Source organism: Sporofaciens sp. SGI.106 (assembly GCF_050314255.1).
In the GTDB taxonomy this organism is placed as follows: domain Bacteria; phylum Bacillota; class Clostridia; order Lachnospirales; family Lachnospiraceae; genus Claveliimonas.
On sequence record NZ_JBNPMZ010000003.1, the window covers coordinates 153,539 to 169,318 of the forward strand.

Consider the following 15,780-nt stretch of genomic DNA (forward strand, 5'->3'; position numbering starts at 1 on the left):
TTTTAAAAGGAATGGAAACTTTAAAACCAATGTTACTGACAACATTAAAGAGCTACAGCCGGGAACAGTTCGTCAAAGATGTAACCGCAGGAATCATTGTAGCCATCATCGCACTGCCCCTGTCCATTGCTCTTGCCCTGGCTTCCGGCGTAGGTCCGGAGGCAGGTATTTTCACTGCTATCGTAGCCGGATTTGTGATCTCTGCGCTGGGAGGAAGCGCAGTTCAGATTGCCGGACCGACGGCAGCATTTGCAACAATTGTTGCGGGAATCGTCGCAAAAAGCGGAACCGACGGCCTGATGGTTGCCACCATCCTTGCAGGAATCATCCTGATCATTATGGGATTCTGCCGGTTTGGAAGCCTGATCAAATTTATCCCCTTCAGTATTACTACCGGCTTCACCTCTGGTATCGCCGTGACCATCGTCATCGGGCAGCTGAAGGATTTCTTCGGTGTCACCTATCCGGAAGGGGCGAAACCGGTAGAAACCATGGAAAAGCTGAAACTTTTCGGAGAATGCATTTCCACTGTAAATAAGGATGCACTGATCGTGGGAATCGTGAGTCTTGCAATCCTCATCATTTCCCCATACATTGCAAAGAAAATCCCCGGTTCCCTGCTGGCAGTCATCGGCGGTATCGCCATGGTAAAGCTTCTGCCTCTTCAGGTAAATACCATCGGAGATTTATACAGCATCAGTAACAGTCTTCCCACCTTTCATCTTCCGTCCGTGAACTATGAACTGGTGAAGACCGCTCTTCCGGATGCATTTACCATTGCACTTCTGGCAGCGATTGAATCTCTGCTCTCCTGCGTAGTGGCAGATGGAATGATCAACAGCAAACACCGCTCCAACATGGAACTTGTCGCACAGGGTGCCGGCAACATGGCCTCTGCATTCTTCGGCGGAATCCCGGCAACGGGGGCTATCGCAAGAACCGCAGCCAACATTAAGAACGGCGGACGTACCCCGATTGCCGGTATCGTTCACTCTGTCACTCTGGTGCTGGTCCTTGTGATTCTGATGCCTTATGCCGGTCTGATTCCGATGCCGACCATCGCAGCCATCCTTTTCATGGTTGCCTACAACATGTGCCAGTGGCGTACCTTTGTACATATGCTGAAGACCTCTCCAAAGAGCGACATTTCCGTATTGCTGATTACATTTGTTCTTACGATCGTGTTTGACCTGGTAATCGCAATCGAATTCGGTATGGTTCTGGCTTGCATGACATTCTTAAAGCGAATGAGCGACGAAACCTCCGTGCGCGGCTGGACTTATGTGGATGACGACAGCGCAGAAGTAAATGAGCACCTGCGCAAGCTTCCGAAAGGCGTACGGGTTTATGAGATCACCGGTCCTCTTTTCTTCGGTGCAGCCAATATTATTGAACAGATTATCGTAGAAGATTCCACCAAATGTCTGGTACTGCGTATGCGTGCAGTTCCTTCTATTGATACCACGTCACTGAATGCACTGGTGGAATTACAGAACAAATGCCAGAAGCTTGGCATCACCATGATTCTGTCTCATGTGAATCCACAGCCGGAGAAGGCTATGAAAAAGGCCGGATTTGCCGACAGAATCGGTCAGGAGAATTTCCGGCCGAATATTGAAGCAGCTCTTCAGAGAGCAGAAGAAATTGTAAGTTAAGGAGATAATAAATAAAAAATGAACACAAGCGATGTATTGCTGCTTCTTGGCGGCCTGGCACTCTTTCTGTATGGAATGCAGATGATGAGTAATGGTCTGGAAACCACCGCCGGAAATAAAATGAAAGAAATACTGGAAAAATTAACATCGAACCGCATCAAAGGAGTACTGGCAGGTGCTCTGATCACTGCCGTTATTCAGTCTTCCTCCGCCACCACGGTTATGGTAGTCGGATTTGTAAATTCCGGGCTGATGACTCTGAATCAGGCAGTATGGGTCATCATGGGTGCCAACATCGGTACTACCATTACCGGACAGCTGATTGCACTGGACATCGGATCCATTGCTCCGCTAATTGCTTTTGTAAGCGTTACTGTCATTCTATTTTCCAAAAACGAAAAGGCCCGACATATCGCTTCCATTTTCGCCGGCCTTGGCGTCCTCTTTATCGGTATGGGAATGATGGGTAATGCCATGGAGCCTCTGCAAAATTCAGAGACTTTTCTGCGTTTTATGACCAGTGCATCCAATCCTCTGATTGGCATACTGGTCGGTGCTGTATTTACCGCCATTATCCAGTCCTCTTCCGCCTCCGTCGGAATTCTGCAGGCACTTGCTGCGACGGGAATGGTTCCACTCTCCAGCGCCGTATTCATCCTGTTTGGACAGAACATCGGAACCTGTATTACAGCGGTCCTTGCTTCCATCGGAACAAAAGCAAATGCGAAACGTACTACCGTTATCCATCTGATGTTTAACATAATCGGAACCATAATTTTTACCGTTATCTGTATGGCAACTCCATTTGTAAGCTGGATGGAAATGTTAAATCCAAACCCGGTAGCGCAGGTTGCAAATGTACATACTACCTTCAATATTGTAACCACTCTTCTACTACTCCCGTTTGGAAACATGATGGCCGAAATCGCCCAGCGGATTCTTCCTGACAGCGAAGTTCCTGAAACACCGAACCGAATTCTTAAGTATATCGCTCCCTTTGATGGCATGTATGTCATGGGTCATGGAGCTGTCGCTATCTCCCAGCTGGAACAGGAGGTTACCCGCATGTATCAGATGGCAGTAGAAAATGTAAAATCAGCTTACGACGCACTGCTGACAAGAAACATGAAATCTCTGGAAGAAATCACTGACCGGGAGGCCTATATCGATTTCCTGAATGAACAGATTGCCAGATACATTGTCAGTCTGATGCCGATGGAAATGTCGGAAGAAGACGCCAAACGAATCAACAGCTTTTATATGATTATCGGGAACATTGAGCGAATCGGAGATCATGCAATGAACATTGCCGAGTATCTGAATTCCATGCAGAAATGGTCCGTCAGCTTCTCTGACAGTGCCCTGGCTGAGATTGAAAAAATGAAGGATATCAGCATGAAAATACTGGAACATATTCATTTCTCTGTAAATGCAGATTATCATATCATGCTTTACGAGACCATAAGATATGAGACTCTCATGGACGATATGCAGAAAAAATTCCTGAAGCGGCAGTTAAAACGTGCGCGGAAGGGTGATTGTAAGGCAGAAGAAGGCATCCTGTATTCCGAACTTTTGACAGACTTCGAGCGAATCGGAGACAACGCAAGAAACCTGGCAGAAATCTGTGCAGGGATGAATTAATCTATCTGAATTAACCCGTCGATATAGGGGGATGGCAAGTTCAAAACTCGCCCATCCCCCTTTTTACGTTGCCATGCATACGCCAAAAAAGTTCAGTGGAACTTTTTTAGCGGAAAATTCCTTTTTCTTCTATCTGACACGTAGATTTTGAGGTTTCCTACGTGGGAAATCACAAATTTTTCTATTTGACACGTAGCTTTTTAACACTTACTACGCGGGAAATCACAATTTCTTCTGCCTGACACGTAGGATTTTGTTTTTTCTACGTGGGGATTTGGAATTTCTGCATTCTGGCACGTAGGACAGCGATTTTTCTACGTGGGGATTTGGAATTTCTGCATTCTTACACGTAGGACTGCGTTTTTTCTACGTGGGGATTTATAATTTTTGCATTCTGACACGTAGGACTGCCACCGGCTTCACCCTCCTCCGGCATGCACCTCGATTCCGCTCCGCTTCATCTCGGTCACGGACTTCGTCCTATAATAACAGAAAACCGCCTCCCTGCCTGTGTGCGAGCACACAGCAGGTGGCGGTTTTCTGTTATTGCATGCCTCATGTCTAACGTGCAAACTGGGCCTGATATAGTTTTGCGTAGAATCCGTTTTGGCGGAGCAAGTCTTCGTGTTTTCCCTGTTCTACGATGTTGCCGTCCCGCATGACCAGGATGACATCGGCTTCCCGGATTGTGGAGAGCCGGTGGGCTACGATGAAGGATGTTCTACCTTCCATCATCTTGGCGAAGGCGTTCTGGATTTTCAGCTCGGTTCTGGTATCGATGGAGGATGTAGCCTCATCCAGTATGAGCATCGGCGGCAGGCAAAGCATGACTCTCGCGATGCAGAGCAGCTGTTTCTGCCCCTGTGACAGCATACCGCCGTCCTCTCCCAGCACCGTGTCATATCCATCAGGCATTCGCATGATGAAGCTGTGACAGTGTGCCTCTTTTGCTGCCCGGATGATTTCTTCCCTGGTTGCGTCCGGCTTGCCATAAGCAATATTTTCTCCCACAGTACCGGACTTAAGCCATGTTTCCTGCAGCACCATTCCAAAATTAGCTCTCAGGCTCTCTCTGGTAATATCCCGGTTGTCTGTTCCGTCAATCCGAATCGCACCCTGATTCACCTCATAGAACCGCATCAGCAGATTGATCAGCGTAGACTTTCCGCATCCGGTAGGCCCTACAATGGCTACTCTCTGTCCCGGCTTCACTTTCAGGTTCAGATCTTCGATCAGTTTCCGGTCTGCCGTATAGGAAAAATAGACATGCTCTATGTCCACATTGCCCCGGGCATCTGTAAGCACTCTTGCATCCGGAGCATCCTCCTTCATCTTCTGTTCATCGATCAGTTCAAATACTCTGGAAGCAGAAGCAAGGGAATTCTGAAGCTCTGTGACCACCCCGGATATCTCATTAAATGGCTTGGTGTACTGATTTGCATAATTCAGAAAACTGGTTAGCTGTCCGACCGTAATATGCCCTCTAACCGCCATCAACGCTCCAAAGAATCCAACTGCTGCATACACAATGGAATTTACAAACCGGGTGGAAGGATTCACGATGGAAGAAAAGAAAGTGGCACTCATGGAATATCCGGCCAGCTTCTCATTGATTTTCTCAAATGCTTCTTTTCCCTCTTTTTCATGTGAAAATGCTTTCACCACTTTCAGATTTCCAATCATCTCATCAATGAGGGAGGTCATCTCTCCTCTGGTCTGTGACTGGCACTTAAACATGGTAAATGTCTTTTTTGCAATAAATTTTGCCACAAAGAAAGATAAAGGAGTCACTGCCACTACAACCAGTGTAATCATCGGATGAATACTCAGCATAAAGAGCAGGGTCCCCAGAATGGTTGCCACACCGCTGAACAGCTGGGTAAATCCCATCAGAAGTCCCTCCGAGAACTGATCCGTGTCAGTAATGATCCTGCTGACAATGTCTCCGGAAGGATGGTTGTCCACATAGCTTACAGGCAGCTTCTGAATATGATTAAAAGCACGGGTACGGATATCTTCCACCACGTGATAAGTCACTTTATTATTAATATGATTTTTCAGCCACTGGGCTACCGCAATCGCCGCTGTAACGATAAGGATTTTCTGTAAAATTCTCATAAGCGCCGGGAAATTCACCTGTTCCGGACCGATAATCTGATCCACCGCATGACCGGTGAGAATCGGTACGTACAGAGTCAGTCCCACTGCAACTGCAGAAAAAAAGATCGACAGAAATACCAGTATCTTATATCGGGAGATATACCGCAGTATTCTTCTCAAAGTTGTCCTGTTCTTTTTTGTTTTATCCACGGGACTCCACCTCCTCTTTTGACATCTGTGAAAGGCAGATTTCTTTATAAACCTCGCAATCTTCAAGAAGCTCTTCGTGACTTCCCACACCTGCAACTTTTCCATCATCCAGGACAATAATCTTATCCGCACTCTGAACAGAAGAAACCCTTTGAGATACTACAAATACCGTCATCTGTCCGGTCTGTTCCCGAATTGCCTTTCTGAGGGCTGCGTCTGTTGCAAAATCCAGAGCAGACGCCGAATCATCCAGAATCAGGATCTCCGGTCTGCGAACCAGTGCTCTTGCTATAGTAAGCCTCTGTCTCTGGCCTCCGCTTAAATTTCTGCCGTTCTGCTCGATCTTCATATCCAGCCCTTCCTGCTTTTCCTCCACAAAGGCCAAAGCCTGGGCTGCCGCAAGTGCTTCCCGAATCTCTCCATCTGTCGCCTCTTCTCTTCCCCACTGCATATTTTCCCGCAGCGTTCCTTTAAAAAGAACCGCCTTCTGTGGAACTACTCCTATTCTGTCTCTGAGTGAAGAAATCTTCATTTTCGAGAGCGGCATTCCGCCAAAACGAATTTCTCCATCTGTCACATCATAAAAACGGGGAATCAGATTGATCAACGTAGACTTACCACTTCCGGTACCACCGATGACACCAATCATTTCTCCCGGATTCACAGAAAAATCCACATCCTGAAGCACCGGCTGGGCGCTTCCCCTGTATGTGAAGCCTACATGACTGAATTCCAGAATCGGCTTCCTGCTACCAGAAGACAGAATTTCCGTTTTGCCGGTTGCAGCTTCTTCATCATCGACAGCCGGCTTCATATCGAACACAGCATTAATTCTGGACAGACAGGCAAAGGCCTTGGACATAAGAATTATAAAATCGGCCAGTTTGATCAGCTCCACCAGAATCTGCGACATATAATTCACCAGTGCTACCACCTGCCCCTGTGTCAGACTGCCAATCTGAACTCTCTGCCCTCCCATATAGAGCAGAACAACGACAGCCACATTAACCACCACATAAGTCAGTGGATTCATCAGCGCAGAAATCTTTCCCACAAATACCTGGAAGGATACCAGCGCATCATTTTCCTCCTTAAACGTCTCCATTTCCTGATTCTGACGGTTAAAAGCTCTCACCACCCGGGCCCCCTGCAGATTCTCTCTTGTAATCAGCATAACCCGATCCAGCTGCTTCTGCACTTTCTTATAAAGAGGCATGGAATACAACATAATGGAAAATACGATGACTGCCATCACCGGTATAGCTACCACAAATACCAGTGCCGCTTCCCTGTCCACCGTAAATGCCATGATCATGGCTCCAAATACAATAAAAGGAGAACGCATAAACAGACGCAGAAACATGTTAATTCCTGTCTGCACCTGATTGATATCTGCCGTCATTCTCGTAATCAGCGTAGATGTTCCCACCTCGTCAATATTGGAATACTCCAGACTCATAATGTGTCCGAACAGATCACGCCTCATGCCCGTTCCGGACTGAATCGCTACCTTTGCCGCAAAATACTGCGCCGTAATTGAACAGGCAAGCCCAATCAGTGCCAGCAAAAGCAATAGTCCCGCCATCTTTATAATATGCTCATTGTCTGAACGGCGTATTCCATCATCAATCATGCTCGCTACTACCAGCGGAACAAACAATTCAAAACACGCCTCCAGACATTTGAAGAGCGGTGCAATCACCGCCTTCACTTTGTGTTCTCCTAAATATTTTAATAATCTCTTCATGTCTAATCTTCCCTGTCCCATTTATCTGCCAGATTATTAATCTGGGTCTCGAACTTGGCAAGCTCCTTATTGGCAAGCCCTTCATTCTTAAGCACAACAGCCATCAACCGTTTTGCAGCCGCAACAACACGGTTGAATGCCATGGATGCCCTTGCCTTTGCAGGCTTCTCCACCGCCTTCTTCGGCATCCGGATTCCTTCGCTTACCACCGTATTAGCAGCCAGGTCTACGCAGCCTCCGGAATACGGTGCAAATGCCGGGCAACCAATCGTCTCCTGCACAAGTTCTGCGAAATGATCTGTCACCGTATCCTCGCCATGCACTACCATAACCCGATCCGGCTTTCTGTCAAATCCCTTCAGCCAGTTCAGAAGTCCATTCATATCCGCATGACCACTGATACCCTTCAGAGATTCAATTTTCGCATTTACTGTAATATTCTCTCCAAAAAGCTTCACACAATCCGCACCTTCAATCAATTTTCTTCCCAGCGTTCCCACAGCCTGATATCCCACAAAGCATATAGTACATTCCGGTCTCCACAGATTATGCTTCAGATGATGCCGGATCCTGCCCGCCTCACACATACCTGATGCAGACACGATCACCTTCGGCTTATCATCAAAATTAATCAGTTTCGATTCCTCACTTGTGATGGTCGTCTTAAGTCCCGGAAAAATCAGCGGATTGATTCCTTTCTCAACCAGCTCCATTGCTTCCTCATCAAAGCAGGATTTTACATTCTTATTAAATACATTCGTTGCTTCAATCGCAAGCGGACTATCCACATACACCTCAAAATTCGGATATTCGGGCAGAAGATTCTTTTCCTTTATTTCCCGGATAAAATACAGGATTTCCTGAGTACGTCCCACTGCAAAAGATGGAATCACCACATTTCCTCCTCGAAGAAATGTCTCTCTCAGTATCCTGGTAAACTCTGACACATAATCCGGTATCTCATCTCCGTGAGTACGGTCTCCGTATGTAGATTCGATTACCACATAATCGGCTTCCTTTACCCTCTGAGGATCCCGGATGATCGGCTGATTCACATTGCCTACATCTCCGGAAAATACAATCTTTTTCGTCAGATCGTCCTCTGTCACCCACACCTCTATACTGGCGGAGCCCAGCAAATGACCTACATCATTAAATCTAACCTCAATACCCGGGCAAAGTTCAATCTTCTGATTATAATCACAGGGGGCAAGAAGCCCGATTGCCGCATCTGCATCTGCCATGGTATACATCGGCTCATACTCCGGTTCTCCGCTTCGCTTCGCCTTCCGGTTTCTCCACTCTGCTTCAAACTCCTGAATATGCGCACTGTCACGAAGCATGATACTACACAGATCTGAGGTAGCAAATGTCGTCACGATTTCTCCTTGAAATCCCTGTTTACAAAGAAGAGGGATTTTTCCGGAATGATCGATATGAGCATGCGTAAGCAGCACATAATCAATCTCCCCGGCAGTAACTGGTATTGCCTGATTCTCATACAGATCCGGCCCCTGCTCCATTCCACAGTCAATCAATATATTTTTTCCACACGCCCTCAGAAGATGGCAGCTTCCGGTCACTTCGTGGGCAGCACCAATAAATTCAAGTTTCATACGCACAACCCCTTTTTCTTTTATTGTACCACCTTTCCCACTCTGTGACTACGGACTTTTATGAATACTTTACCATCTCCCGCTTCAGGCGCTGCATAATCTTCTTTTCCAGCCTGGAAATATAGGACTGTGAGATTCCCAGAAGATCAGCCACCTCTTTTTGTGTTCTCTCTTCCCCATCCGGCATTCCGATTCCAAATCTCATTTTAATAATTGTCTGCTCTCTTCCCGTAAGGCGCCCAAGAGCCTTTATCAAAATCTTCCTTTCTGCTTCATTTTCCATATCTTTATAAATCGTATCTTCTTCCGTCCCCAGTATATCTGACAGAAGAAGTTCATTTCCATCCCAGTCCACATTCAGAGGTTCATCAATAGATACCTCCATCTTTGTCTTATTATTTCTGCGAAGATACATTAATATTTCATTTTCAATACAGCGGGATGCGTAAGTAGCCAGCTTAATCTTTTTCTGGGGATTAAATGTATTGATTGCCTTGATCAGTCCAATTGTCCCAATAGAAATCAGATCCTCCACACCTACGCCCGTATTGTCAAATTTCTTTGCAATATACACGACCAGTCTGAGATTATGCTCAATCAATATTTTCTTCGCATCTTCATCCTCCTTTGTCCCGAGCTTATGTATCATTTCCACCTCTTCCTCAACTTCCAGAGGAGCCGGAAGAATTTCCGAACCTCCGATATAATGAACATCCTTTTTTTCCTGAAATAATATTGTCCGAAATCCCGGCATCATTTTTAATTTAAACTGATTTGGTGCACTCATATTAATTACCATGTCTCCATCCTCCTTCTTATACATCGGGATTTATGATCAGATCATATTCCCCATCTGATGAAATATCTGTTTCACTGATTCCCACAAGGGGGCTCTCTATCCACTGTTCTTCTTCCCCGCCGATACACATCCAGTCCAGCGTTACTACTGGAATTACTCCGGATTTTTTTCCTATCGAGTGATAGGGGATATAGCGAAATTTTTCCGGCATTTTCCCTCCGAAAAGATTTTCGGCAGTCTGACGGCCCATCACACTAACTGCCTTCCCTGTCAGACCATCCTTTAAATGATTCCCTGTATCTACAATCGCCTGAATCTCACACCGCTTATTTCCGACGTAAAGCGTCACCGGACAATGGAATTCGCCAAAATGCAAAAATGACGTCATTAGATTCAGCACTGCCGACGAAATGTAATAACCTGCTACTGCCACCGCAAAAAAAAGACTTCCGGCTTTTATATAAGGACTGATATACTGACCCAGAAATTCCAGTATTCCTCCCAGTATAAATCCACAGATATAGAGCGCCCCCAGCCCTTTCCACAGCTTTTTTCTCCATCCTGTTCTGAAAGCTGTCATAAGCATTACCACATTCACAACTGCATGAAACCATATAAATTTAATAAACGAGTAAGGAATCGGAATTGCCACTGCTGCACAGGTAAGAATGGATCCCGCTAATGCTCCCAGACAGATATTTCCATACGAAGCAGAAAATTTCAGTATTCGCCGCACCAGAAGCAAAAGAATAAAATCCATCATAAAATTCACAAGAAACAGCACGTCTATATACAATTCATAGTACACATTCCACCTTCTCTCTTATTCAAGAATGCCACTGGCATGATTTATTATAGGAGAATGAGAAAAAGGAATTTGTCAGAAGATGGGGAAAAGAAAAAAGATTCGCTCGACAGAAAAAGAGATTGTTCCCAAAAATAGTTCAAAAAAAGAGTTCCGCAAGCGGAACTCTTGTATCACCTTATTTACTTCTTAAAAAAGTCCGGTATCTTAATAGACTGCTCTTTTACTTTCGCAGTCGGTGTTCTTGGTGTGTCCAATGTAGGCACTGTGCCTCCAACCGGTCTTCTCGGAACCTGCGTTGTTCCTCCACCCATAGTCGGAGCTGCTCCCATATCTACTTTAGATGCATGTACAGGTCTATCATAATTAGATGCCGGCGGAACCATAGTCTGGCGCTGTACACCTTCCAGTCTGGATTTCAGCTTGGAAGAAGAACCACCTACGTTATGTAATCCCGTGGCAATTACAGTAATAGTAGCCTCATCAGCTTTGGAATCGTCATACATAGCACCAAAGATGATATTAGCATCTTCTCCTGCCAGTTCCTGAACATACTCTGCCGCATCAGATGCATCCATAAGTGTGATATCACCGGATACATTAATAATAACATGAGATGCACCTGCAATAGTTGTCTCAAGCAGCGGGCTGGCAACAGCCTGTTTTACTGCTTCAAGTGCCTTATCGTCGCCTCGGCCCTGTCCGATACCAATATGCGCAATACCCTTGTCCGTCATAACGGTCTGAACATCGGCAAAGTCAAGGTTAATCAGAGACGGAACATTAATCAGGTCTGTGATACCCTGAATACCCTGCTGAAGAACCTCATCAGCCTTCTTCAATGCTTCCGGCATAGTAGTTCTTCTGTCTACAACTTCCAGCAGTTTATCATTCGGGATAACAATCAGTGTATCTACACTCTCTTTTAACTTTTCAATTCCTGCAAGCGCATTATTCATACGTGTTTTGGACTCAAAACGGAAAGGTTTTGTAACAACACCTACTGTGAGTGCTCCCTGTTCCTTCGCGATACGTGCTACAACAGGAGTTGCACCGGTACCGGTACCGCCTCCCATACCACAGGTAACAAATACCATATCTGCACCTTTCAATGCTGCAGATATTTCCTCTGCGCTCTCTTCTGCTGCTTTCTCACCAATCTCCGGTCTTGCACCGGCGCCAAGTCCTTTGGTAATCTTATCACCGATCTGCATAAGGGTTGGAGCCTTACACAGCTGCAAAGCCTGTTTATCTGTATTAATTGCAATAAATTCAACACCGGCAATCTGTTCATCAATCATTCGGTTTACAGCGTTATTTCCGCCTCCGCCCACTCCAACAACAATTATCTTTGCCGCTGCTTCTGATTCGTTTGTTTTAATTTCTAGCAAGGGTTTCTCCTCCTTTGTTATCCTTATTATCTATACATCCCAATAACGACAACCGTCTCATCGAATGCCGCTGACGCGCCCAACACCTGTCACGGTTTACAGAACCCGCCATATATAGTATATAATATAAGTTTTCGTTTGAAATATCAATAGAATTTTACCTATTTTTACGGTTTTTCACTCATTTTATTCAATTTCTTTTAATAATCATCGCTTTCATCGTAACCATAACCGTCATTGTAGGACTCATCGTAGCTTTCATCATAATATTCATCATAGGACTCATCATAATATTCTCCATAGGATTCATCATAATATCCATCCTCTTCATCGCCGGTACCTTCTTCCTGTACCTGCTGCTCATCCGTTGGTGCAGGTTCCTGCGGTTCCACTCCCGGAAGTTCTCCCACCTTGAATGTAATGGTTCCACTACCCTCATCCTCATAATGCTCCAGATGAAGGGTTCCCGTCTGCCCGGAAAGTTTTGCAAGAATCGGTGCAATCTGTGCCATCTTATCGGAAGTCACCTTTTTCCCAAGAGATACACAGATATTTTCAAAATACAGGCATACACCTGAATCCGTACAGGTAATCTTATCCGGCGTCAGTTCATAATTCTGAAGTTCTTTCGTCACATCCAGAACAGCCTTCAGAAGCTTTTCATCCTTACATTTCAGTGTTTTATATAATGTCACTTCTTCTACTTCCAGATCCTGTATGAAAGGCACATTCTCTCTCACTTCCAAAGATTCTAAAACAACCGTTCCATCTTTGTCAAAATATGCATAACCTTCATCCGCCAATATATAGCCTACAATTTCCTTTTCTGTCACCTTGATATTAACAGACCATGGAGCTTTTAAGCTTACTTTCACAGCGTCCAGGCTTCCAGGCATACCCGTATCTTTTTTCAGACGATATTTTCCATAAAGATACAGAGAATTCACTGAACAGGGATCCTTTTTCACCACATCGATGATTGCCTGACTTTCCGTATACTCATTTCCACTGACTTCCATCTTCTGTACATAAAAAAGCAGAAAAAACGAAAGCGCGAAAATAATGATCCCCAGTACGATAACCACCAGAGCATATATTTTATGGCTCATTTTTTTCTGACCACTCATATGGTTTCCTCCAATTTTATACTATGAATTAGGCAACGAATGAACCCAACATCGATTTTTACGTGCTATCGCACTCCCAAAATCGATGAAATCATTCAGAATCCGCTCATTTTTTACAAAAATGGCTACTTCTTCATGATTTAGCGGTCCCCATAGACACAAAATCGAATGTAAACATCCGATTTGTGTCCATTTCTCCCTAGGGTTCATTCTACCAGAGATGACACACTTAAGACAAGCCCCATTTCTAATAGAAGAAATACTACCGACGTACCTCCATAACTGATAAAGGGTAAGGTAATCCCCGTATTGGGAATGGTATTTGTAACGACGGCAATATTCAATATTACCTGAATCATCATATGTGCCATCGCTCCGGACGCAATCAGGGCTCCAAACAAATCGCTGGCATGGGTAGCTATCACAAAGAATCTCCAGATCAGTATCAAAAACAGGATCAGTACAAATCCCGCGCCAAACAACCCCAATTCTTCGCAGACTATCGAAAAAATCATATCATTTTGCGCCTCCGGCACAAAGCCCAGCTTCTGTACGCTCTGACCGAGTCCCCTGCCAAATAATCCGCCGGAACCGATGGCATACAGCCCCTGAAGTGTCTGATATCCTTTCTCATAGGCTTCAGGATTACGCCAGATTGCCAGCCGTTCCAGACGATAGCTCTCAAGCGCCAGAAAAATCCCCATAAATCCGACACCCAGACCTCCCATCCAGATAAACTGAGCATATTTGGGACTGGCAATGAATACGAGGATGACTCCGATTCCAAGAATTATAATAGCAGTACTTAAATTGCTGGCACCTACAAGTCCCACGATTGGCAGAATGCTCAGCATAATCCCAAAAAGCATCTTCACACTGCCCATCTTCTTCACGTGTTTCGTCACTAAATGGGCAAGAAACAGAATGACCGCCACTTTTGCAAATTCAGACGGCTGAAAAGAAAAGGGGCCCAAAGACAGCCATCTTTTGGACCCATTATACTCATCACCCACAAATATCACAGCCACTGACAACAGAATTGCCGCCAGATATGCCGGAACAGCAAAACGCCGCCAGACATGATAATCTGTGTTGGCCATCACAAACATTGCCGTAATCCCGAGGCTGGTAGCAAACAGCTGTTTCTTCAGATAATAAAGTGAATCATGAAATTTAACTTCTCCGTTATATGAACTGGTACTGTAAAGAATTACAAGTCCCAGGATCAAAAGCAGAAACAGTGCTGCAAGAAGGGTATAATCATACTTTTTCTTTTTAGAACCCGGCAATATGCCTCCACTCCTTATAAGGAATTTACAATTTCTTTAAACTTATCCCCGCGTTCCTCATAATTCTTAAACATGCCCCAGCTTGCACACGCCGGTGAGAGGAGAACTGCATCTCCTGGTTCTGCAAGTTTTACACATGTCATCACAGCTTCTTCAAAGGTGTCCACCAGAATAATATCATAGAAGCCGCATTCTCTGGCCTCTTTAGCTATTTTTTCCTTTGTCTGGCCCAGAAGTACGAGCTTCTTTACCTTGCCGTCAAAGCTTTCAATCCACTCCTTATAAGAGGAATCCTTATCGTATCCTCCTCCGATCAGCATGGTTGGACGGCGCATTGCCTGAATCCCCTTAATCGCAGCATCCGGATTCGTTCCCTTCGAATCATTATAATAGGCAACTCCGTTCTTTTCTGCCACAAATTCTATCCGGTGTTCTACTCCGGCAAAATCGCGAATGGTCTCACGGATCACATCCATATCTACGCCATAGGAAGCTGCCATAGCCACTGCCGCCATTACATTTTCATAATTGTGGGTTCCCAGAAGCTTCAGTTCCTCCACATTACATACCAGACATTCTTCCGGATTCCTATAGATAATATTACCATCCTCCAGATAAATGCCTTTCTCCAGTTTACGCCGGCTGCTGAAATATAGAACCTCTGCCGTCACTTCTTCACCAAATTTTCTCAGAACCTCATCCTCATAATTCAGGACACAGACATCATCCTTCGTCTGATTCTTTGCCACATTCATCTTCGCCTCAATATAAGCCTCCATCGTATGATGACGGTTCAGATGATCCGGTGTGATATTCAGGATTGCGGACACTCTCGGACGGAATGTCACGATCGTTTCCAGCTGGAAACTGCTCATCTCCGCAACAATTACAGAATCCTCTCTGGTCTCATCCACTACCGTAGTATACGGATTCCCGATATTTCCTACCACAAATGCACTGTCTGAGGCACGTTTCATAATCTCACCCAGAAGTGCAGTCGTTGTAGTCTTTCCATTGGTTCCAGTGATTGCAAGGACCTCGCCCTTACCCAGTTCATAAGCGAGCTCAATCTCGCCAATAATCGGAATACCGCACTCCCGCATCCGGTTAACCACCGGAAGATCTGTCGGCACACCCGGACTGATAACCACTATATCCAGACTCCTGATCAGTTCCTCAGGGCACTCACCAAGCACGATTTCCGCCTTACTTTCCGCTCCGAGCTTTGCCCGAAGTTCTTCCCTGTTAAGCTTATCATTTCCATCGTAAAGTACAACATCCGCTCCACGTTCTTCCAGAAGTCCTGCAGCCCCGATTCCACTGATACCGGAACCGAATACCAGAACTTTTTTTCCTTCCACTAACATGTCATCCTCCTAATTTTATCCCTTTTTTCG

General features: G+C 45.3%; 11 protein-coding genes. 2 read left to right on the top strand and 9 right to left on the bottom strand.

Translation table 11 applies throughout. The features are described from left to right. The first annotated feature begins 11 nt into the window (after positions 1–11). Both ACQRCC_RS03805 and ACQRCC_RS03810 read left to right on the top strand, forming a co-directional pair. Positions 12–1,655 (top strand): SulP family inorganic anion transporter, encoded by a 1,644-nt coding sequence (locus ACQRCC_RS03805; protein WP_427849470.1) that lies wholly within the window; start codon positions 12–14, stop codon positions 1,653–1,655. An 18-nt stretch (positions 1,656–1,673) separates the two neighbouring features. Further along, complete coding sequence (locus tag ACQRCC_RS03810) at positions 1,674–3,299, top strand: Na/Pi cotransporter family protein (RefSeq protein ID WP_427849471.1); 1,626 nt, start codon at positions 1,674–1,676, stop codon at positions 3,297–3,299. Positions 3,300–3,860: 561 nt separating this feature from the next. Here the strand turns inward: ACQRCC_RS03810 and ACQRCC_RS03815 are convergent. The 9 genes from ACQRCC_RS03815 to murD form a co-directional block, all read right to left on the bottom strand. After that, complete coding sequence (locus tag ACQRCC_RS03815) at positions 3,861–5,714, bottom strand: ABC transporter ATP-binding protein (protein WP_427849562.1); 1,854 nt, start codon at positions 5,712–5,714, stop codon at positions 3,861–3,863. After that, positions 5,602–7,356, bottom strand: coding sequence for an ABC transporter ATP-binding protein (locus ACQRCC_RS03820; protein WP_427849472.1), 1,755 nt, complete (start codon positions 7,354–7,356; stop codon positions 5,602–5,604). The genes ACQRCC_RS03815 and ACQRCC_RS03820 overlap by 113 nt, the downstream gene beginning before the upstream one ends. Before the next feature lie 2 nt (positions 7,357–7,358). After that, the gene (locus ACQRCC_RS03825; RefSeq protein WP_427849473.1) at positions 7,359–8,972 is read right to left on the bottom strand and encodes an MBL fold metallo-hydrolase RNA specificity domain-containing protein; all 1,614 of its coding nucleotides are present in this window, start codon (positions 8,970–8,972) and stop codon (positions 7,359–7,361) included. 58 nt (positions 8,973–9,030) lie between these two features. After that, positions 9,031–9,771, bottom strand: a complete 741-nt coding sequence (gene sigE, locus ACQRCC_RS03830) for an RNA polymerase sporulation sigma factor SigE (RefSeq protein ID WP_427849474.1) — start codon at positions 9,769–9,771, stop codon at positions 9,031–9,033. Positions 9,772–9,787: 16 nt separating this feature from the next. Continuing rightward, positions 9,788–10,579, bottom strand: a complete 792-nt coding sequence (locus tag ACQRCC_RS03835) for a sigma-E processing peptidase SpoIIGA (RefSeq protein ID WP_427849475.1) — start codon at positions 10,577–10,579, stop codon at positions 9,788–9,790. 179 nt (positions 10,580–10,758) lie between these two features. After that, positions 10,759–11,967, bottom strand: a complete 1,209-nt coding sequence (gene ftsZ, locus ACQRCC_RS03840; RefSeq protein WP_427849476.1) for a cell division protein FtsZ — start codon at positions 11,965–11,967, stop codon at positions 10,759–10,761. A 200-nt stretch (positions 11,968–12,167) separates the two neighbouring features. After that, positions 12,168–13,094, bottom strand: a complete 927-nt coding sequence (locus tag ACQRCC_RS03845; protein ID WP_427849477.1) for a cell division protein FtsQ/DivIB — start codon at positions 13,092–13,094, stop codon at positions 12,168–12,170. A 206-nt stretch (positions 13,095–13,300) separates the two neighbouring features. Then, the gene (locus ACQRCC_RS03850; RefSeq protein WP_427849478.1) at positions 13,301–14,383 is read right to left on the bottom strand and encodes an FtsW/RodA/SpoVE family cell cycle protein; all 1,083 of its coding nucleotides are present in this window, start codon (positions 14,381–14,383) and stop codon (positions 13,301–13,303) included. Between the two features lie 14 nt (positions 14,384–14,397). Beyond that, entirely contained in the window at positions 14,398–15,750 is a 1,353-nt protein-coding gene (murD, locus tag ACQRCC_RS03855) for a UDP-N-acetylmuramoyl-L-alanine--D-glutamate ligase (protein WP_427849479.1), read from the bottom strand. Between the last annotated feature and the right edge of the window lie 30 nt (positions 15,751–15,780).

Excerpts from the sequence above, each read along its gene's own strand:
- ACQRCC_RS03805 (WP_427849470.1), top strand. The coding sequence starts at position 12 with ATGGAAACTTTAAAACCAATGTTACTGACAACATTAAAGAGCTACAGC.
- ACQRCC_RS03810 (WP_427849471.1), top strand. The coding sequence starts at position 1,674 with ATGAACACAAGCGATGTATTGCTGCTTCTTGGCGGCCTGGCACTCTTT.
- ACQRCC_RS03815 (WP_427849562.1), bottom strand. The coding sequence starts at position 5,714 with ATGGAAAAGTTGCAGGTGTGGGAAGTCACGAAGAGCTTCTTGAAGATT.
- ACQRCC_RS03820 (WP_427849472.1), bottom strand. The coding sequence starts at position 7,356 with ATGAAGAGATTATTAAAATATTTAGGAGAACACAAAGTGAAGGCGGTG.
- ACQRCC_RS03825 (WP_427849473.1), bottom strand. The coding sequence starts at position 8,972 with ATGAAACTTGAATTTATTGGTGCTGCCCACGAAGTGACCGGAAGCTGC.
- sigE (WP_427849474.1), bottom strand. The coding sequence starts at position 9,771 with ATGGTAATTAATATGAGTGCACCAAATCAGTTTAAATTAAAAATGATG.
- ACQRCC_RS03845 (WP_427849477.1), bottom strand. The coding sequence starts at position 13,094 with ATGAGTGGTCAGAAAAAAATGAGCCATAAAATATATGCTCTGGTGGTT.
- murD (WP_427849479.1), bottom strand. The coding sequence starts at position 15,750 with ATGTTAGTGGAAGGAAAAAAAGTTCTGGTATTCGGTTCCGGTATCAGT.